Source organism: Roseateles sp. AC306 (assembly GCF_979253795.1).
Map to the genome: position 1 here is coordinate 78,151 of NZ_CEEDEB010000012.1, position 18,281 is coordinate 96,431.

14 protein-coding genes are annotated in these 18,281 nt (G+C 70.0%); 8 read left to right on the forward strand and 6 right to left on the reverse strand.

What is annotated here, in order from left to right:
• The first annotated feature begins 72 nt into the window (after nucleotides 1–72).
• Nucleotides 73–1,365 carry a lysophospholipid transporter LplT gene (gene lplT, locus AC0IZJ_RS20725; RefSeq protein ID WP_471853321.1) on the forward strand — a complete coding sequence of 431 codons (1,293 nt, stop codon included), beginning with the start codon at nucleotides 73–75 and terminating at the stop codon, nucleotides 1,363–1,365.
• Between the two features lie 29 nt (nucleotides 1,366–1,394).
• Here lplT and AC0IZJ_RS20730 read toward each other — a convergent pair whose 3' ends face one another.
• Nucleotides 1,395–2,363 carry a hypothetical protein gene (locus tag AC0IZJ_RS20730; RefSeq protein WP_471853323.1) on the reverse strand — a complete coding sequence of 323 codons (969 nt, stop codon included), beginning with the start codon at nucleotides 2,361–2,363 and terminating at the stop codon, nucleotides 1,395–1,397.
• A gap of 161 nt (nucleotides 2,364–2,524) precedes the next feature.
• On the opposite strand from AC0IZJ_RS20730, the gene AC0IZJ_RS20735 reads away from it, so the two are divergent.
• Nucleotides 2,525–3,016 (forward strand): glutathione peroxidase, encoded by a 492-nt coding sequence (locus tag AC0IZJ_RS20735; RefSeq protein ID WP_471853324.1) that lies wholly within the window; start codon nucleotides 2,525–2,527, stop codon nucleotides 3,014–3,016.
• 3 nt (nucleotides 3,017–3,019) lie between these two features.
• Here AC0IZJ_RS20735 and AC0IZJ_RS20740 read toward each other — a convergent pair whose 3' ends face one another.
• A complete protein-coding gene (locus AC0IZJ_RS20740) occupies nucleotides 3,020–4,576 on the reverse strand; it encodes a tryptophan halogenase family protein (RefSeq protein WP_471853325.1) in 1,557 nt (518 codons plus the stop codon).
• A gap of 169 nt (nucleotides 4,577–4,745) precedes the next feature.
• Here AC0IZJ_RS20740 and AC0IZJ_RS20745 point away from each other — a divergent pair, with 169 nt between their 5' ends.
• The 4 genes from AC0IZJ_RS20745 (at nucleotide 4,746) to AC0IZJ_RS20760 (ending at nucleotide 9,482) form a co-directional block, all read left to right on the forward strand.
• Nucleotides 4,746–5,840: a DUF2332 domain-containing protein gene (locus AC0IZJ_RS20745; protein ID WP_471853326.1), complete on the forward strand. Its 1,095-nt coding sequence runs from the start codon at nucleotides 4,746–4,748 to the stop codon at nucleotides 5,838–5,840.
• Nucleotides 5,841–5,919: 79 nt separating this feature from the next.
• Nucleotides 5,920–7,113: an amino acid aminotransferase gene (locus tag AC0IZJ_RS20750; protein ID WP_471853328.1), complete on the forward strand. Its 1,194-nt coding sequence runs from the start codon at nucleotides 5,920–5,922 to the stop codon at nucleotides 7,111–7,113.
• 144 nt (nucleotides 7,114–7,257) lie between these two features.
• Nucleotides 7,258–8,511, forward strand: coding sequence for a D-amino acid dehydrogenase (locus AC0IZJ_RS20755; RefSeq protein ID WP_471853330.1), 1,254 nt, complete (start codon nucleotides 7,258–7,260; stop codon nucleotides 8,509–8,511).
• Nucleotides 8,508–9,482, forward strand: a complete 975-nt coding sequence (locus tag AC0IZJ_RS20760) for a serine hydrolase (protein ID WP_471853331.1) — start codon at nucleotides 8,508–8,510, stop codon at nucleotides 9,480–9,482. The genes AC0IZJ_RS20755 and AC0IZJ_RS20760 overlap by 4 nt, the downstream gene beginning before the upstream one ends.
• Nucleotides 9,483–9,660: 178 nt before the next feature.
• On the opposite strand, the gene AC0IZJ_RS20765 is transcribed toward AC0IZJ_RS20760, so the two are convergent.
• Nucleotides 9,661–12,480, reverse strand: a complete 2,820-nt coding sequence (locus AC0IZJ_RS20765) for a TonB-dependent receptor plug domain-containing protein (RefSeq protein WP_471853333.1) — start codon at nucleotides 12,478–12,480, stop codon at nucleotides 9,661–9,663.
• 216 nt (nucleotides 12,481–12,696) lie between these two features.
• Here AC0IZJ_RS20765 and AC0IZJ_RS20770 point away from each other — a divergent pair, with 216 nt between their 5' ends.
• Nucleotides 12,697–13,596 (forward strand): ornithine cyclodeaminase family protein, encoded by a 900-nt coding sequence (locus AC0IZJ_RS20770; protein WP_471853334.1) that lies wholly within the window; start codon nucleotides 12,697–12,699, stop codon nucleotides 13,594–13,596.
• A complete protein-coding gene (dacB, locus tag AC0IZJ_RS20775; protein ID WP_471853335.1) occupies nucleotides 13,596–15,011 on the forward strand; it encodes a D-alanyl-D-alanine carboxypeptidase/D-alanyl-D-alanine endopeptidase in 1,416 nt (471 codons plus the stop codon). The genes AC0IZJ_RS20770 and dacB overlap by 1 nt, the downstream gene beginning before the upstream one ends.
• A 4-nt stretch (nucleotides 15,012–15,015) precedes the next feature.
• On the opposite strand, the gene AC0IZJ_RS20780 is transcribed toward dacB, so the two are convergent.
• The 3 genes from AC0IZJ_RS20780 to AC0IZJ_RS20790 all read right to left on the reverse strand — a co-directional run bounded on the left by AC0IZJ_RS20780 (nucleotide 15,016) and on the right by AC0IZJ_RS20790 (nucleotide 18,250).
• A complete protein-coding gene (locus AC0IZJ_RS20780) occupies nucleotides 15,016–16,086 on the reverse strand; it encodes a class I SAM-dependent methyltransferase (RefSeq protein WP_471853336.1) in 1,071 nt (356 codons plus the stop codon).
• 113 nt (nucleotides 16,087–16,199) lie between these two features.
• Nucleotides 16,200–17,207: a GlxA family transcriptional regulator gene (locus tag AC0IZJ_RS20785; RefSeq protein WP_471853337.1), complete on the reverse strand. Its 1,008-nt coding sequence runs from the start codon at nucleotides 17,205–17,207 to the stop codon at nucleotides 16,200–16,202.
• 5 nt (nucleotides 17,208–17,212) lie between these two features.
• On the reverse strand, nucleotides 17,213–18,250 hold the full coding sequence (locus AC0IZJ_RS20790) for a S66 peptidase family protein (protein ID WP_471853338.1): 1,038 nt from the start codon (nucleotides 18,248–18,250) through the stop codon (nucleotides 17,213–17,215).
• Nucleotides 18,251–18,281 lie beyond the last annotated feature (31 nt).

The following is an 18,281-nucleotide window of genomic DNA, read 5'->3' on the forward strand; positions in this document are numbered from 1 at the left end:
TAAACCCGCTCCGCCCGTCCTTAGTCGACCTCTCTTGCCCATGGCTCCTCTGTCAGGATCGCACTCCGGTCGATGAAACGCGGCTTCTACACCATCATGTCGGCGCAGTTCTTCAGCTCGCTGGCTGACAACGCGCTGTTCGTCGCTGCGGTCGAGCTGTTGCGCTCCTCAGGCGCCGCCGAGTGGCAGCGCGCCGCCCTGGTGCCGATGTTCGCCCTCTTCTACGTCGTGCTGGCGCCCTTTGTCGGTGCCTTCGCCGACGCGGTGCCCAAGGGCAAGGTGATGTTCTTCTCGAACAGCATCAAGGTGGTGGGCTGCCTGATGATGCTGTTCGGCACCCATCCACTGGCCGCCTACGCCATCGTCGGCCTGGGCGCTGCGGCGTACTCGCCGGCCAAGTACGGCATCCTGACCGAGTTGCTGCCGCCGTCACAGCTCGTCAAGGCCAACGGCTGGATCGAGGGGCTGACCATCGCCTCCATCATCCTGGGCGTGCTGCTGGGCGGCCAGCTGATCGGCGACCGCATCGCGCCGCTGCTGCTGGGCTTCGACCTGCCGCTGCTGGACACCGGCATCGACACCGGCCCCGAAGCCGCCATCGCCAGCCTCGTCGGCCTGTACGTGCTGGCCGCGCTGTTCAACCTGCGCATCCCGCGCACCGAGGCGCCGCTGCAGCCGCTGGCCCACACCGTGGTGGGCCTGGTGCGCGACTTTTCTTCCTGCAACAGCCGGCTGTGGCAGGACAAGCTGGGCCAGATCTCGCTGGCCACCACCACGCTGTTCTGGGGTGTCAGCGGCAATCTGCGCTACATCGTGCTGGCCTGGGCCGCTGCGGCGCTGGGCTATGGCACGCAGCAGGCGTCGTCGCTGGTGGGCGTCGTGGCCATCGGCACGGCGGTGGGCGCGGTCGTCGCGTCGGCCTACTGCCGGCTGGATCGCGCCACCTCGGTCATCCCGCTCGGCATCGCGATGGGCCTGCTGGTGATCTTCATGAACGTCATCACCAACGTGTGGGTGGCGGCGCCGTTCCTGATCCTGCTCGGCGGCATCGGCGGCTATCTGGTCGTGCCGATGAATGCACTGTTGCAGCACCGTGGCCACAGCCTGATGGGTGCCGGCCGCAGCATCGCGGTGCAGAACTTCAATGAGCAGGCCTGCATCCTGGGCCTGGGCGCCTTCTACACGGCCATGACGCGCTTCGGCATGTCGGCCTTCGGCGCCATCACCATCTTCGGCGTCGTCGTGGCCGGCACGATGTGGTGGATCAGGCGCTGGCACCAGCGCAACCTCGTCGAGCACAAGGAAGAGGTCGAGCACCTGCTCGACCTGGCTCGCAGCGACGACCTGAAGCCTGTGGACCGCTAACCCGCGCGGTTAAAAACGCGGGCCGGCGTTCAGGACGAGTTGCTGGAGCTGCTGCCCCGACCCTTGCGGCCGGTGGTGGGCTGGATCAGGTGCTTGCCCTCCAGCACCAGCTCGATGGCCTCGCTCCAGGCGCGGGCGATCTTGAAGCAGCCGCTGTGGTTGAGGTGGATCTCGTTGTGCCAGTCGCCGCTGATGCCGGTCGACCCGGGCGCGGCAAGTGCCAGCGGCACGGCTGTCGAGTCGAACACGAAGAGGCCCCGGAAGGCCTCCTTGTCGGCCGCCATGCCCTTGAGCAGCTGCGCCAGGTGGAAGACCATCAGCCGGCTCACCGCCGCCCAGTCGGCCGCCGGCACGCCATACGCCTTCAGTGCGGGATAGAGCCAGGGCCCGCTGGCGCCCAGTTCATCGTTGACCGCGGCGCCGGCCGGGCGCGGCATGGGCACGGCGTAGCAATGCATGAAGATGGGTTTGCCGGCGGAGGGCCCCTGGTCGCGCAGGCTCAGCAGGTGCTTGATGTTGGCGCGCAGGTAGGCGGCGTAGGTGGCCCAGCCGGGCTCGGAAAAATAGCGCGCCACGCCGGCCGACGGCGGGCCCCATTCGGTCTGGTGGCGCAGCAGGCGCAGCTCCAGCGGGATGGGCTGGCCGTTGCCGTCTTGCGCCGGCGTGCGGGCGGCGGCGATGAGGTCGTTGCCGCCCACGGACAGCAGCACGCCGTCCCACACCGGCGCGTCCTTGGCAGCAAGCAGCCGCACGAAGTCGGGGTTGGACTCCAGGTCGACGATGTGCGACAGCGCATTGCCGGTGCCGGCACAGTTCACGGCCGCTGCCGAACTCTTGAAAACCAGCTCCTGCAACAGGTTGGCGTGGGCGTTGAGCTTGTCTCGCGAGTTGGAGAACCAGGAGTCGCCCTGGGCCAGCAGCTTCCAGCGGAAGGCGGCCAGTTCGGGGGGAGTGCGGCCGGCCAGATCGGCCGGGGTAAAGCTAGCCAGGTGATCCATGAACGTGGGCGAGTCCGGGGGGAGGAGAAAGGGGCCTGGGCCGCCCGGAAGGGCAGCCCTGAGGTTCGCGCGATTGGACGGCCAGCCGCGCGCCGGGCGCCATGCTACAAACCCTCGGCGCATCGGCGTTAGCATCGGCCGCGTCTTTCTAGGGAGGCTATATGAGCGAGAGCGTCTTCGACTTCCAGGCCGTCTCCATCCGCGGCGAGCCTGCGAACCTGGCCTCCCAGCGCGGCAAGGTGCTGCTGGTGGTCAACACCGCCAGCGAGTGCGGCTTCACGCCTCAGTTCAAGGGCCTGGAGCAACTCTGGCAGGACTACGGCCCGCGCGGCCTCGTCATCGTCGGCTTCCCGAGCAACGAGTTTGGCGGCCAGGACCCCGGCGGCAACGACCAGATCGCCAGCTTCTGCGAGCTGAACTACGGCGTCAGCTTCCCGATGATGGCCAAGACCAAGGTCAATGGCAGCGACGCCCATCCGCTGTGGAAGTTCCTGAAGAGCGAGAAGCCCGGCTTCCTCGGCACCGAGGCCATCAAGTGGAACTTCACCAAGTTCCTCATCGGCCGCGACGGCCAGGTCATCAAGCGCTTTGCGCCCAATGACCCGCCAGAAAAATTGCGCGGCGATATCGAAGCGGCCTTGGCCGCGAAATGACCCTCAATGCGCGGCTTGCGGCACCGCCGCGCTGCGCAGCCTGAGCAGGTAGTCCCGCATCGTCGGTGACTGCTCTGAAGCCCGGCGGCGGATGTCGCGCACGTGGGCCAGGGCCTTCATGCTGATCTCCGGCGAGATGTGACCCGCCAGGCCGATGCCGTGGCTGGGCAGGCGGTGCAGGCCGGCCAGCAGGTAGGACCAGTTCGCCGCACCGAACATCGACCATCGCCGGTCGAGGTCGGTGGGTGTCGGCACCTTGCTGTCCCACAGCGCCAGGAGTTCGGCCAGCCGTGCCGGCAGGGCGGCCTCCTCCGTGCAGGCGCGCCAGAACGGCGTGTCGCGGCGCTCTGACAGCGCGTAGTGGGCGACGATGAAATCGCGCATCTCGCAGTAGAAGTCGTTGAAGACGCGGTTCACGCGGGCACGGCAGGCGTCGCCATTGCCGGCCGGTGCGACGTGGTCGGCAAACAGCTGCAGCATCCATTCGACGACGTACAGGCGCGTGGACTCCAGCGGCTCGATGTCACCGGACGCCGAGCCCAGCGACAGGCAGTTGGCCTCCCAGGCACGCGCGGCGTGGCCCGCGCGCAGTTGCTTCAGCTGCGGCTCGGCCAGCGGCGTGTGGCCGGCATTCAGCTCGCGCAGCTTGTGCACGGCCTCGTCGTCACTGCAGAAGCGCGAGGCGTAGACATAGCCCGTGCCGCGGCGGCTTTGCAGATCCATGGCCCAGGTCCAGCCGGCATCCTGGGCGGTGGCGGTGGTGTAGCTGCGCAGGGCCTCGTGCGGGCGGGCATAGGCGATCGGCAGGGCGACGCTGCGGTCGCAGGGCAGCCAGTCACTGAACGACACCCAGGGCACGTTCAGGCTCTGTTGCAGCAGCAGCGACTGCGCGCCGCTGCAGTCGATGAAGAAGCTGGCCGCGTGGCGCTGGCCGTTGGCCAGCTCGACCGATTCGATGCCCTCGGCGCCTCGGTGCACCCGCACCACCTCGCCCTGTACATGCCGTACGCCACGCTCCCGCGCCGTCTGCTGCAGCAGCATGGCCAGCCGGCTGGCGTCGAGCTGGTAGCCATAGCTGACCGGGGCCTGGTAGTCGGGCGAGTCCAGCAGCTTGGGGCAGAGGTGGCCGTCGAACAGCGTCGTCTGCACCGTGCAGGCCTGGGCCATGGGCTGCTGCGTCAGGCCGCGCTGCATCAGGTTGAGCCAGTGTGCCGCCGCGCCGAAGCCGTGGAAGGGCGGCGGGGTGTCGAAGGGATGGTCGTAAGAGTCGTCCGCCGCAGCACCGCCGTGGCGCCAGCCATTGAAGCGGATGCCGTTGGTCAGCGTCGCATCGGCGGCGGCGAACAGCTCGCTCTCGGGCAGGCCCAGCGCCTGCAGCGTGTTGCGCAGCGTCGGCACGGTGGCCTCCTCGGCGCCCAGGGCCGCGCTTTGCGGCAGCTCGATCAACGTGATGGGCAGCGGGGTCTGGCGCGCGGCGCCCAGCGTGCGTTGCAGGTAGCAGGCGGCCAACCAGCCGGTGGTGCCACCGCCGACGATGACGATGGATTGGATATCGGACACGACAGGAACTCCGAAAAGCGTCGGTCGCCACCTTACGGCCGCCACCCGCCGGCACGACGTGTAACGCGCGCGGCCGGCGTGCGTCCTGCACGCCCGATACCGCCGTTACGTCTTGTCGGGCCGCCACCGCCAGCGGCCAGCGGCCGCGCGGAATGCCTATGCTTGCCGCATGGACAGAGACATCCTTTCGACGCTTCTGCGGCGCTTCGGCCACGAGGAATGCAGCCTGGAGCCGCTCTACGCCGCGCTGTGCGGCATCGCCGCCGAGGACGACCGCGCGCTGGCGCTGTTCGCCGAGGCGCCGCCCGAGCAGCGCAAGGCCAACCTGCTGCTCGCTGCCCTGCATGAACGCGTGCTCGCCGGCGCGGCCCCCGAGCTGGCGGCCTACTACCCCAGCGCCGGTGGCGAGCGCGCGGCGGACGTTGGCCTGGCGGCGGCGCTGCGCGCCTGCCTCGAACAAGAGTGGCCCGCGCTGGTCGAGCACCTGCGCCACGGCGCGACGCAGACCAACGAGGTCGGCCGTTGCGTCGCCATCTGGCCGGCTCTGGGGGAGGCGGCCCGCGTGACCGGCAATCACGAGCTTGCGCTGCTCGACTGGGGCTGCAGCGCCGGGCTCAATCTTGGCGTCGACCACTACGCGTTGCGCTATGTCAGCGATGACGGGGCTCACCACGACCGCGCGGCGCCGCGCGACGGGCGGCGTGCCGAGGTCACGGCCCGCTGGTTGGGCGACGCGCCCGTGCCGCGCGAAGCCGGCTGGCGCCTCGTGCAGCGCGATGGCCTCGACCCTGCGCCCATAGCCGTCACCGACCCTGCCGGCCTACGCTGGCTGCAAGCCTGCCTGTGGCCGCACGACGCGCCCCGCCGTGAACGACTGTCCCGCGCCGCGCGCCAGATGCAGGCCCTGCCGCACACCCTCCGCCGCGCCGACGACTGCATCGCCGCCATTGAGCCCTGGCTGGCGGGGCTGCCTGCCGGCGTGCAGCCGGTGATGCTGACGAGCTGGGTGCTGTACTACCTGAACGACGGCGACCTTGTGCGGCTGCGCGACGCGGTTGACCGCCTCTCGCGCAGCCATGGCCTGGCCTGGATCTGTGGCGACCTGGCCCGCCTCAGCGCCCGGCAGGCGCCCTTGCCAGCCGAGCCGGTGCTGCCGGCCGGCGAGGCGGCATCGACACTGACGCTGTGGACGCTGCGCCATCGGGGCGAGGAAAGCGCCGTCGCCTGGAGCCACCCGCACGGCCGCTGGGTCCATTGGCTCTGAAGCCTGCAACGGGTGTCCAGCCGCTGCATTCGGAGCCGCTCCGATAATCCGCCTTCCCCAACGCAGCCTGACCCACCCCATGTTCAAGCATGTCGACGCCTATGCCGGCGACCCCATCCTGAGCCACAACGAGGCCTTCCAGAAGGACCCGCGCGCCGGCAAGATCAACCTGTCCATCGGCATCTATTTCGACAACGACGGCCGCATTCCGCTGCTGCCCTCGGTGCGCGCGGCCGAACTGGCCGTCGTCGAGAACGCCGGCGCCAGGCCCTACCTGCCGATGGAAGGTGCCGCCAACTTCCGCAGCGCCGTGCAGGCCCTGCTGTTCGGTGCCGACCAGCCGGCCATCGCTGCCGGCCGCATCGCCACCATCCAGGGCGTGGGCTCCAGCGGCGGGCTCAAGGTGGGCTCCGACCTGCTGAAGCGTTATTTCCCCGACAGCACCGTCTACCTGTCCGACCCGACCTGGGACAACCACCGCGCGGTGTTCGAGGGCTCGGGCCACAGCTGCGAGACCTACCCGTACTACGACGCCGCCACCGGCGGCCTGCGCTTCGACGACCTGATGGCCGCGTTCAACGCGCTACCGGCGCGTAGCATCGTCGTGCTGCATGCCTGCTGCCACAACCCCACCGGCGTCGACCTGACGCAGGACCAGTGGCGCGCCCTTGTGCCCGTGCTGCGTGAGCGCGAACTGCTGCCCTTCCTGGACCTGGCCTACCAGGGCTATGGCGACGGCATCGAGGAAGACGCCTTTGCGCCGCGCCTGCTGGCCGACGAGGGCCTGTCCTTCCTGATCGCCAACAGCTTCTCCAAGAGCATGAGCCTGTACGGCGAGCGCGGTGGCGCGCTGAGCATCGTCTGCGCCGATGCCGAAGAGGCTGCGCGCGTGCTCGGCCAGATGAAGTTCACGATCCGCCGCAACTACTCCAGCCCGCCCATGCACGGCGGCCAGGTCGTGGCCAAGGTGCTGACGACGCCCGTGCTGCGCGAGATGTGGGAAGGCGAGGTGGCCGAGATGCGCGAGCGCATCCAGGCCATGCGCCGCCAGCTGCACGAGGTGCTCGCGGCCAAGCTGCCCGGGCGGGATTTCAGCTACTTCCTGACCCAGCGCGGCATGTTCAGCTACACCGGCCTGAGCGCCGACCAGGCCGAGCGGCTGAAGGCCGAGTTCGGCGTCTACATCCTGCGTTCGGGCCGCATGTGCGTGGCAGGGCTGAACACCCGCAACGTCGAGGCGACTGCCGAGGCCATGGCCGCCGTGCTGGCCTGACTTTCGTCACCCCGCGCCATAACGCGGGCGTGACTTTGAGAACCCCGCGCCATAACGCGGGGTGATGGCCGCAGCCGCCGCTTTCATTGGTAGCTGACGGCGAGCGTCTTTACCCTGCCGGCAGAACAGCGGCTCAGGGGCAGGATGAAGCATTGCGTGGTGATCGGCGGCGGCGTGGTGGGTCTGACCACGGCCTGGGCGCTGCTGCAGCGCGGCCACGGTGTGACGCTGGTCGAGCGCGAGGCCGACGTGGCCCAGGGCGCCAGCCGCGCCAACGGCGGCCAGCTCAGCTACCGCTATGTGTCGCCGCTGGCCGATGCCGGCGTGCCGCTGAAGGCGCTGCGCTGGCTGACCGACCCCGACGGCCCGCTGCGCTTCAAGCCCGAGGCGAGCTGGGCGCAGTGGTCCTGGCTGCTGGCCTTTTTGCGGAACTGCCGCGGGCCGGTGAACCGCCGCACCACCGAGCGGCTGCTCGCACTCGGCGCCTACAGCCAGCAGGCGTTCGCCCGCCTGCATGCCGAGGCGCGGCTTGGCGACACCATCGCACTGCGCACCCCGGGCAAGCTGGTCGTCTACCGCCAGCCGGCCGAGTTCGCGCGCGTGGCTGCCCGTGTGCGTGGCGGCGGCGCCGAGCAGGCCCTGTCGCATGACGACTGCGTGGCGCTGGAGCCGGCGCTGGCCCGGTTCGAGGAAGGCGAGGCGACGCTGGCCGGAGGCATCTTCACGAATGGCGAGGCGGTGGCGGACTGCCACGCCTTCTGCCGCGCGCTGCATCAGCGGCTGGTGGCGCACGAGCACTTTCGCGGCCGGTTGGCAACGCCCGTCGGCGGCCTGCTGCGCGATACGCGTGGCAGCGTCGTCGGCGTGCAGACCCAGCTTGGCGAGGTCGGCGCCGACGCCGTCGTGCTGGCCGCCGGCCTGCACAGCCGCGCGCTGGCGGCCACGATGGGCGTCAAGCTGCCGCTGTACCCGCTCAAGGGCTACAGCCTGACCGCGCCCATCCGTGATGGCCATCAGGCGCCCGAGGTCAGCGTGACCGACTTCGAGAAGAAGATCCTCTACGCCCGCATCGGCGGCGAGCTGCGCGTGGCGGCGATGGTCGATCTCGTCGGCGACGACCTCGGCCTGGACGCCGCGCGCCTGGCCTCGCTGCAGCGCTCGGTGCGCGCCGCCTTCCCCAATGCCGCCGACTACGAAAGCGCCACGCCCTGGGCCGGCCTGCGCCCCGCCACGCCCAGCGGTGCACCGATCCTCGGCGCCAGCGGCGTGCCCGGGCTGTGGCTCAATGTCGGCCATGGCGCCCTGGGCTTCACCTTCTCCTTCGCCACGGCCGACATCGTGGCCGAGCTGGTCAGCGGCCGTGCCAGCCCGCTGCCGCTGGACGGGCTCACGCTTTGACGGCTGACGACCTCGCGCAGGCGCTGCGCGCCGCCGTGCTGGCGCAACGCTTCGAGACCACGGCCGACTCGCTGCAGGGCGGTGCGCCGCTGGGCTTGCATCCGAGCATCGACCTGGCCGTGGCCGTTTTCCCGCGCGGTGCTGCGCCGGTCGCCGCGAACGTGCATTTCTCGCGCGAGCATCCGCATGGCCTTGTCGCGCGCTTTGGAACCGATGGCGCCGTGGACAACATCGCCTTTTACGCCGACGTGCGCGACGCGGCGGGTGATTCCTACGCCTGGCTGCCCGGTGCCGACTGGTCGCGGATCACCTTCCCGGCGTGGTTCGGCAGCGGCCCGCGTTTTGTAGCGCCTTACCCCGCCTCGCTGCTGAAGATGATGGTGGCCGTCGGTGTCGCCCGCCTCGTCGACACCGGCCGCAGCGACTGGGCATTGCCACTGACGCATGCGGGCAAGACCCGGCCCCAGGCGGACTGGCTGTTCGACATGATCACCGTCAGCAGCAACGAGGCGACCTCGGCGCTAGTGGCCCATCTGCATGAACGCGGCGCCATCCGCCGCGAGGGCGGGCGGGAAGTTCACAACGAATTGCACGACGTCTTCAAGGCACACGGCCTCACCGGCCTGATGCTGGCCAACACCCGGCCCGACGGTGGCTGGGGCAATGGCGCCGGCTCGGGCGTCGGCCAGATCCAGATGACGGCCTGGGACGCGCTGCGGCTGATGTGGCGGCTCGATGCCGATGCGCCGACTCAGCCCGAGCTGGTCAGCCCCGCCAGTCGCACGTCATCCGCCGCGCGCTGGACGCGCAGACGCTGCACCACAACCTCAGCAGCGAGTCGTTGCGTTCATTGCCCGGCTGGGTGCCAGGCATCCCGGCCCGCTTCGCCCACAAGACCGGCAACACGCAGAACTACGCCAGCGACGCCGGCATCGTTCACGACGGCGACCTGCACTACCTCATCGCAGTGACCACCAGCCTCGGCACGCGCTACGCGCCGCACGAGCAAGCGTCGACGACCTGGCGGCTGCCGGCGCTGGGCGGCGCCGTGCACGCGCTGTTGAAGTCGAGCTGACAAGAAAAAAGCCTCGCCGGAGCGAGGCCTGAAACCGGCCCCGATCATGCGAGGCCGGCAGGGAGAAGGACAACTCAGCGGAAGGTGTAGCTCGCCGACACGGCCAGCGTGCGACCGAACGGGTCGGCCACGCGCGGGTCCCAGCCGGCGCCCACGACGTTGTCGACGTTGTGATAAGTGAAGGGCGGCGTCTCGTCGGTCAGGTTGCGCAGGCCGGCGGTCAGCGTCATGTTCTTGATGCCGGTATAGGACGCGAACAGGTTGAACGTCGTGTACTTGCTGACCTTGCGGCGCGGCGTGCCGAAGCGCGTCAGGTCTTCGTCCATGTAGCTGGACTTGAACACCATGCTCATCGTCGTAGCCCAGTCACCGCTGGCCCAGCCGAGGTCGGCGCTGAACTTGTTGCGCAGGTAGAGCGTGCGGGTGCCGAACTCGCCCACCTGCTCCACCAGCGGCTGCGTGGCGATGGTGCGCTCCTTGTGGCTCAGCATGTGGGTGCCGTTGATGTTGGCCTTCCACGTGCCGGTGTCGAGCTTGGAGACGAAGCTCGCGCCCCAGTCCAGGCCGCGCGTCGAGCTGTCGGCGGCGTTCACCCAGCCGGCCTCCACCAGCGTCACCTTGCCCGCGGCGTCGCGCTGGAAGTGGTCGGCGAACAGGCCGTAGTTGTTCTTCAGTTCGGCCAGCGTCAGCTTCTTGATGCGGTCGTCGAGGTCCACCCGCCAGTAGTCGAGGGACAGCGTCACGTCGCGCCCGGGCGAGACGACGATGCCGAGCGTGCCCTGCTTGGACTTCTCCGGCGTCAGCGAGGGGTTGCCGGAGTCGGTGTAATTCACGCGCAGCGTGCACTGCGACGGGTCGGTCGGGCAGAGCACGGGGTCGGGCCAGTCGGCGGTGTCCAGTCGCGGCGCGGTGTTCAGGCTGAGCTGCTGGAAGCTCGGCGCCTTGAAACCGGTATTGACCGAGCCGCGGAACAGCAGCGTGTCGCTGGGCTGGTAGCGGAAGGCGATCTTGGGGTTGGTCGTGCCGCCGAAGTCGCTGTACCGGTCATGGCGCACGGCGAGCTGCAGGTCCAGCCCCTTGAACACGGGCACGGCCAGCTCGGCGTAGACGGCCTTGATGTTGCGCGACACCTCGGGAATCGCCGTGTTGCCGGGGCAGTTGTAGACGATCTTGGACTTGCTCGTGTCGGCGGCGGTCAGCGCGTCGGCCAGGCCGTCGCTGCAGGTGAAGGTGCCCGTCTCCGGCAGGAACTCGAACGTCTCGCGGCGCAGGTCGAAGCCGACCGCGAAGTCCAGCGAGCCGGCCGGCAGCTTCATCAGTTCGCCCGACAGGGCGCCGTCGAACTGCTGCAGCGTCGTGTTGCCACCCTGCAGGCGGCCGCGGTCCTTGACGGACTCGATCAGCGCCATCGCCTCGGCCGTCTGCTTCTCGCCTGGCTTCACCCAGGGGTTGATCTTGCCGGTGCGCAGCGCGTCGTTCAGGCGGCCCATGTTGGCGTAGCCGTCGACGAGGTTGGTCCAACCCTCGGCCTTGGCGCTGGACAGACCCAGCTTGTAGTCGTACTTGCCGATCAGGCCGTCCAGTCCCACCAGCAGGCGCTTGCTGTCGGCCACGTTTTCCAGCGTGCGGTAGCCGAAGTCCTGCATGCGCCAGCGGTAGGCGATGGGCTTGGTCGGGTCGAAGTCAGTGACGCCGGCGTTGCGCAGGTTCAGGTAGTAGGGGCCGTTGACCGGGTAGTGGTTGTTGGCCGCATTCGTCGTGCTGAACTGGCTGGGCGTCAGCTCGGCGGTGACGGCGGTGCGCGAGGCGGTCAGCTCGAAGAAGGCGGTATGGCTCTCGCCGAGCAGCAGGCTGCCGCGCGAGACCAGGTTGTAGGCCTCTTTCTTGGGCGACAGCATGTACTGGCGGCCGTAGTCGGTGTTGCACAGGTACTTGGTGGACGGCGCGGTGGCGTTCCACAGCTGGGCCTGGTAGCGCACGCCGGTCTCGATGTCGCCGCAGTCGTCGGTCAGCGCCAGCAGGTTGATGCGGGTGTACCTCACCGGGTCGGTGGTGCCGACCCGGGAGCCCACCGTGCCAGACGCGCCGCCCAGCGCCGTGTTGGCCACGGTGGCGGAGTTGCCCAGCACGTTGGCGAAGGGGTGGCTGGATGAATCTGGCGACAGGCGCAGGTCGGGCTGGAAGCCGTTGGCCCATTCACGGTCCCGCCCGCGCAGCACGTCGTTCTTCTCGACGGACAGGCTGGCCATCAGGTTGAAGCGGTCCTGGTCCAGCGTGCCGAAGCCGCCGCTGATGCTGGCGCGGCGCGTGGTGCCGGCGCTGGACTCCAGCGGCTGTGCCAGGTCGACCTTGAGGTTCACGCCCACCAGGTCCTTCTTCAGGATGAAGTTGATGACGCCACCGATGGCATCCGTGCCGTAGATGGCCGAGGCGCCGTCCTTCAGGATCTCGATGCGCGCGATGGCGGCCATCGGGATGGAGTTCAGGTCCACCGCGGCGCCGCTCATGCCCTGGGCCGACAGGCGCCTGCCGTTCAGCAGCACCAGCGTGCTGCCCGGGCCGAAGCCGCGCAGGTTGGCGTTGGCCGAGCCGCCGGTCAGGCGATCGGTGTCGGAGCCGAACACGTTGTTGTTGGAGATGGCGCTGTCGGCGCCGGTGCCGTTGATGCCCAGCTGGCGCAGCATGTCCTCGGCCGTCGCGAGGCCCTTGCTGTTGAGCTCGTCCGCCGTGATCACCTGCACCGGCAGCGCACCTTCGCCGGCCAGGCGCTTGATGCTGGAGCCGGTCACCTCCACGCGCTCCAGCTTCCCGCCCTGGCTCTGCGCCAGCACGACCCCTGCATGAGCCGCGAGGCCGACCACCGCGAGCTGCGACACCAGACGATTCAGTTTCATCTCAACGACCCCTTCGTGATTCGATTGCGGCCATGTTGACGGGCGCGCGCGGAGTCGCCCAGGGGGACGCACCCCAGTGTTGCGCGCCGTTCAATGAATGCTTGTGCGCAGCGCATAACCTGTGGGAATGCGTGGCCCCCTAAAGCACACCCCCAGTGCGGCGCGGCCCTTCTAAAGTGCGCCCTGCCCCTTTTGCAGGATGACGAAAGAGTCTTGATGCGCCTGATCACCGAAGCCGAAGTCGTGGCCGTGCTCGACCCCGACAGTGCCGTGGCCGCGCTGCGTGCCGCCTTCGCCCAGCACGGCCGTGGCCAGGCCCAGGTGCTGGCACGCCACCGCGCGACCCGCACGCAGGACGGCAACGCGCTCGCCATCAGCGCGATGGGGGCCATCCTTGAAGCGGATGGCCACCTGCCCGCGGTGCTCGGCACCAAGGTCTATTCGGCGTGCAACGGCAAGTACAACTTCCTCGTCAGCCTGTTCTCGGCCGCCACCGGTGCGGCGCTGGCCACCCTGGAGGCCAACGAGTTCACGCGGCTGCGCACGGCCGCGGCCAGTGCGGTCGCGACCGATCTGCTGGCGCTGCCCGAGGCGAAGACGCTGGCCATCTTCGGCGCCGGCATCCAGGCCAGGGCGCATGCCGAGGCGCTGATGCGGGTGCGCCGCTTCGAGCGTGTGCTTGTCTGCGCGCGCTCGGGGGCCGAGGCGTTCGCTGCCGAGCTGGGCGCGCAGGTCGTCGATGCGGCAACGGCCGCCGCGCAGGCCGATGTGATCGTGACTGCCACGCGCTCACCCACGCCGCTGTTCGACGGCGGCCTCGTCAAGCCCGGCGCCTTCATCGCGGCGGTCGGCTCCAGCACGCGCGCCGCGCGGGAGCTGGACGACACGCTGCTGGCCCGTGCCGACCTCATCGCCGTTGAATGGCGCACCGCCGCCGAGCTGGAGGCGGGCGACCTGATCAGCAGCTCGCCCGATCGCTGGGCCGAGCTGGGCGACTTGCTTGTCACGCCGCGCCCACGCGGGCCGCAGGACATCGTCGTCTACAAGAGCGTCGGCATAGGCCTGGAGGACGTGGCGCTGGCCCGCTTCGTGGCCCAACGCCTGGGCGTTTTCTGATGCGTGCCTGGCTGTACGCTGCGGCGCTGCTTCTGGCCGGCTGCGCCACAACCCGGGTGCCCGACCCCGTCGAGGCGGCGCTCGCCAAGGCCGGTCTACCCGCCGACAGCCTCGGCTACGTGCTGCAGCCGCTGGACGGCTCGCGGCCTGCGCTGACCCGGCGCGCCGACGACGCGATGGCGCCGGGCTCGACGATGAAGCTGGTCACGGCCATCGTGGCGCTGGACAAGCTCGGCACCAACCACCGGGGCCGCACCGAGCTGCTCGCGGTCACCCCGCCGCGAGACGGCGTCATCGACGGCCCGCTCATCCTGCGCGGTGGTGCCGACCCCGACCTCGACTGGCCGGCCCTGTGGTGGCTGCTGCGCCAGCTGCGCGAGAGCGGCGTGCGCGAGATCCGCGGCGGCCTTGTCGTCGACCGCTCGCTGTTCAACCCGACGCGCTTCGACATCGGCCTGCCGCCCTTCGACGAGGCGCCCGAGTTTGGCTACAACGTCATCCCCGACGCGCTGCACCTCAACGGCAGCCTGCTGGACTACGAGCTGCAGGCCACGCCCACCGGCGTGACGGCGCGCAGCCTGCCCGTGCTGCCGGGCCTGAGCCTGGACGCGAGCGCGATGACGCTGTCATCGCGCCTGTGCAAGGACTGGGACGAGGTCTGGAAGCCTGCCGTCGTCACACCCGCAGGCGACGGCTGGGCGCTGAAGCTGCAGGGCGCCTTCCCGGCCAACTGCCGCCAGCGCGCGCCGCTGCAACTGGTGGACCGGCAATGGCTGGTGACGACCGCCGTGCGCCAGCTCTGGCGCGAACTGGGCGGCAGCATCGGCCCTGGCGACGTGGAGGCCGCCGCGACGCCCGGCGCCGTCGTGCTGGCCACGCACCGCGGCCGGCCGCTGGCCGAGGTGCTGCGTGGCGTCATGAAGAGCAGCGACAACGCGCTGACCCGCCTCATCTTCCTTCAGCTCGGCGCCCAGGCCGCACAGGGCGGCGAGCCCACGCTGGTGGCGGCCGAGCGCAGCGTGCGCGCGTGGTTTGCGGCGCAGGGTCTCAACGACAAGGGCCTGGTGCTGGACAACGGCTCCGGCCTGTCACGCAGCGAGCGCATCAGCCCGGCCCAACTTGCCGGCCTGCTCCGCGTGAGCCAGGCCGGCGCCCAAGCGCCCGAGCTGCTGGCCGCACTGCCGGTGGCGGGCCTGGACGGCACGCTGTCGCGCCGCCTGAAGGACAGCCCGGCGGCGGGCAAGGCGCGGCTCAAGACGGGCACCTTGCGTGACGCTGTCGGCCTGGCCGGCTTCGTGCCGGACGCAAACGGCAAGCCGTGGGTCTTCGTCGTGCTGCTGAACCACCCGGAGGCGGCCGCCAAGGGGCGGCCGGTGCTGGATGCGCTTGCGGATTGGGTGGCCCGGCAGCGCTGAGTCATCACGCCCGGCGTGCCTGCAGCACGATGTTGAACGGCGTCTCGGCCGTGCAGGCCACGTTGCTCAATCCGCCGTCGCGCAGCACCTCGCGCAACCGCGCCGGCCCGGCTTGTGCGCCCAGCACCAGCGCGCCGCCGTCCGCCAGCGAGTGCGCGCAGCAGATGGCCGTCGAGCCGCCGAAGTAGAGCCTGCCAACGGTGTTGTGGTTGTGCTCGGCGCGGTCGTGCGCAAACGGCTCCACCAGCATCACCGAGCCACCCGGCGCGAGCGAGCGCTCAACGTGGCGGATCGCGGCGACCGGGTCGCCCAGGTCGTGCAGCGTGTCAAAGAAGCAGGCCAGGCCGTAGCCGCTGCCGGGGAAGTCGGTGGCGCGGGCGACGTCGAAGCGCACCCGGTCGGCCACGCCGGCGCGCCGGGCCTGGCGGCGCGCCTCGTCGATGGACGGGGCGTGGCTGTCGAAGCCATGGAAGCACGATTTAGGAAACGCCAGCGCCATCAGGATGGCCGAGTGCCCGTGCCCGCAGCCCACGTCGACAACGTCGATGCCGGCGGTCAGCTGCTCGACGACCCCGTCCATGCTCGGCAGCCACTGCGGCACGAGGCTGGCGCGGTAGCCATTGCGGTAGAAGGCCGCGACGCCGCAGGACAGACGCCCGTCGCGCTCGCTCCAGGCCACGCCGCGGCCGGTGCGGAAGGCCTGCAGCAGCTGCTTTTCGTCGGCCCACAGCGACGCGGGCACATTCCAGGCGGGCGGCATGTGGACGGGGCTGTCTTCGTCCGCCAGCACCATGGCCTGCTCGGGCGTCAGTTCGTAGCGACCGCTGGCGGGCAGGTAGTCGACATAGCCGCCCGCCGCCTGGGCGTTGAGCCATTCGCGCACATAGCGCTCGGCGCAGTCGCTGCGCGCGGCCAGCTCCGTGGAGGTCAGGGGGCCGGCGCCGGCCATGGCGCGGTACAGGCCGAGCTGGGCGCCGATGTGGCCGAGGAAGACACCGTAGGCCGAGGCCACGTCGCCGACGACGCGGCCGGCGAAGGCTTCGAGTTTCTGCAGATCAAGGGAAGGGGTGTTCATGAGGGTGAGCCGGTGTATGAAGACAGGCCGTCATCGTCGAGCGCCACCCTTGCCGTGCGAAGAGGCGCCTTGGCCGCAACCGGTTCAATCCTGCCAACGCGGCAAGGCTGACGTCAGGGCCGCGCGAACGCCGGGATGCTGAAGCGCCGCCGGTAGTCGCCCGGTGTCAGCCCCGTCAGCCGCTTGAACAGGCGGCGAAAGAAGGCAGGGTCTTCATAGCCCACCCGCCAGCCGATGTCGTCCACCGGCGTGTCGCCACGCTCCAGCTGCTGCTTGGCGCCCTCGATGCGCAGCCGCTGCACATAGGCCAGCGGCGCCATGCCCGTGGCCTGGGTGAATCGGCGCTTGAAGGTGCGCTCGGCCAGGCGCGAGCGCTCGCAGGCCTGGCCGACGGGGTCGGGCGCGGAGAAGTGCTGCGCCAGCCAGGCCTGTGCGCGCTCGATCTCGGCGTCGCCGTGGCCGCGCCGGCCCTCGAAGACGATGTAGGGCGCGAGGCCGTCCTGGTGCCACACCAGCGCGAAGCGCTTCGCCACCGCCTGCGCGGCCTCGCTGCCGGCAAAGCGCGCGATCAGGTACATGGCCATGTCGTGCCAGGTGGTCGACGCGCCGCAGCTCACCAACTCGTCACGCGCGCCGGCCACGACGAGCACGCGCTCGGGATGGATGCGCGTGGCCGGATGCGCGGCCTGGAAGGCGCTGGCATACGAGAAATGCACGGTGGCGTCGGCGCCGTCGAACAGCCCCGTCTCGGCCAGCACGAACAGGCCCGAGCAGGCAGAGCACAGCAGCGCGCCCCGTGCATGCATGCGCGCCAGCCAGGCCACCAGCGCCGGGTAGCGGCCTGGCACCCAGGCGGCGCTGAGCAGCAGCGAGGGCACGATGACGATGTCCGCCTCGGCCACGTCTCGCACGGCAGCCTGCACCGTCATCGGCAGGCCGCTGGCCAGCAGCAACGGGCCGGCTTCCTCGCCGACGATGCGCACGTCGAACGGTCGCACGTCCGCCAGGCCCATCAGGCCGGCGCCACGCATCACGTCGAACAGGCCGGCCATCGTCGAGATGACGGCGTCCGGCAGCGCGACGATGCAGACGCGCACGGGCGGCAGGGCGGCCTGGGTCATGGCGGTCAGGCGACGGCGGGGGCGAGCAGGCGCAGCGTGCCGGCGTCAGCGTCCAGCTCGGCCATGGCGCCCACCGGCACCGTCAGCTTGCGCTTGATGTGCCCGATGGCAGCGCCGCGAAACACCGGCACGTTGAGCGGCAGGAAGTAGTCGTCGAAGACCTCGTCCAGCGTCAGGCTGCCGTAGCCGTCGCCCGGATCGCACTTGGTGAAGCGGCCCAGCACGACGCCGGCCAACTGGCCTAACGCACCGGTCAGCCGCAGCGTGGAGAGGCATCGGTCGATGCGGTAGATGTACTCGTTGATGTCTTCCAGGAACAGGATGGCGCCGCGGCAGTCGGGGAAATAGGGCGAGCCGGCCATGGAGGCCAGCACGGTCAGGTTGCCGCCCACCAGGCGACCGCGCGCGCGGCCGGGGCGGATCGTCGAGATGCGCTCCTCGCGCTGCACGAGGTCGTCACCCGGCGCCACGACCGGGTTGCGCAGCAGCGCGGCCTCGGCGTTCATCGCCACGGCCTTGAAGCTCTGCACCGAGAAGTCGTTCCACTCCGAGCCGGCCACCGGGCTGTGAAAGGTGACCAGGCCGGTCTGGCGATGGATGGCGTTGACGAGGCTGGTCAGATCGCTGAAGCCGCCGAAGAACTTGGGCTTGCGCTTGATGAGTTCGTAATCAAGCTTGTCGACGATGCGGTTGCAGCCAGAGCCGCCGGTCAGGGCCAGGATGCCGGCGACCGAGTCGTCCGCGAACATGGCGTTCACATCGGCGGCGCGCTGGGCGTCCGTCCCGGCAAAGGGCCCGCGCCGCGCGGCGACATGCTGGCCCGGCTTGACCTTGAAGCCCAGGGCCTGGATGGCCTCCATGGCCATCTTCATCGGCTCGCGTTCGAAGGTGGCGTTAGCGGGGCTGACGAGGCCGAGGGTGTCGCCCGGGCGCAGGCGGCGCGCAAGCAGGGCGTTGCCTTGAGCGCGGGCGGGCGCGGCGGCGGCCAGCAGGCCCGAAGCGGAGGCGGTGAATTGCAAGACTTGTCGGCGGGATGCGTTCATGGCGGGAGGCTTGTCCTCAAGGTGAATCTTT

Excerpts from the sequence above, each read along its gene's own strand:
- AC0IZJ_RS20785 (WP_471853337.1), bottom strand. The coding sequence starts at position 17,207 with ATGACCCAGGCCGCCCTGCCGCCCGTGCGCGTCTGCATCGTCGCGCTG.
- AC0IZJ_RS20735 (WP_471853324.1), top strand. The coding sequence starts at position 2,525 with ATGAGCGAGAGCGTCTTCGACTTCCAGGCCGTCTCCATCCGCGGCGAG.
- lplT (WP_471853321.1), top strand. The coding sequence starts at position 73 with ATGAAACGCGGCTTCTACACCATCATGTCGGCGCAGTTCTTCAGCTCG.
- AC0IZJ_RS20770 (WP_471853334.1), top strand. The coding sequence starts at position 12,697 with ATGCGCCTGATCACCGAAGCCGAAGTCGTGGCCGTGCTCGACCCCGAC.
- AC0IZJ_RS20765 (WP_471853333.1), bottom strand. The coding sequence starts at position 12,480 with ATGAAACTGAATCGTCTGGTGTCGCAGCTCGCGGTGGTCGGCCTCGCG.
- AC0IZJ_RS20745 (WP_471853326.1), top strand. The coding sequence starts at position 4,746 with ATGGACAGAGACATCCTTTCGACGCTTCTGCGGCGCTTCGGCCACGAG.
- AC0IZJ_RS20730 (WP_471853323.1), bottom strand. The coding sequence starts at position 2,363 with ATGGATCACCTGGCTAGCTTTACCCCGGCCGATCTGGCCGGCCGCACT.
- AC0IZJ_RS20780 (WP_471853336.1), bottom strand. The coding sequence starts at position 16,086 with ATGAACACCCCTTCCCTTGATCTGCAGAAACTCGAAGCCTTCGCCGGC.
- dacB (WP_471853335.1), top strand. The coding sequence starts at position 13,596 with ATGCGTGCCTGGCTGTACGCTGCGGCGCTGCTTCTGGCCGGCTGCGCC.
- AC0IZJ_RS20755 (WP_471853330.1), top strand. The coding sequence starts at position 7,258 with ATGAAGCATTGCGTGGTGATCGGCGGCGGCGTGGTGGGTCTGACCACG.
- AC0IZJ_RS20790 (WP_471853338.1), bottom strand. The coding sequence starts at position 18,250 with ATGAACGCATCCCGCCGACAAGTCTTGCAATTCACCGCCTCCGCTTCG.
- AC0IZJ_RS20750 (WP_471853328.1), top strand. The coding sequence starts at position 5,920 with ATGTTCAAGCATGTCGACGCCTATGCCGGCGACCCCATCCTGAGCCAC.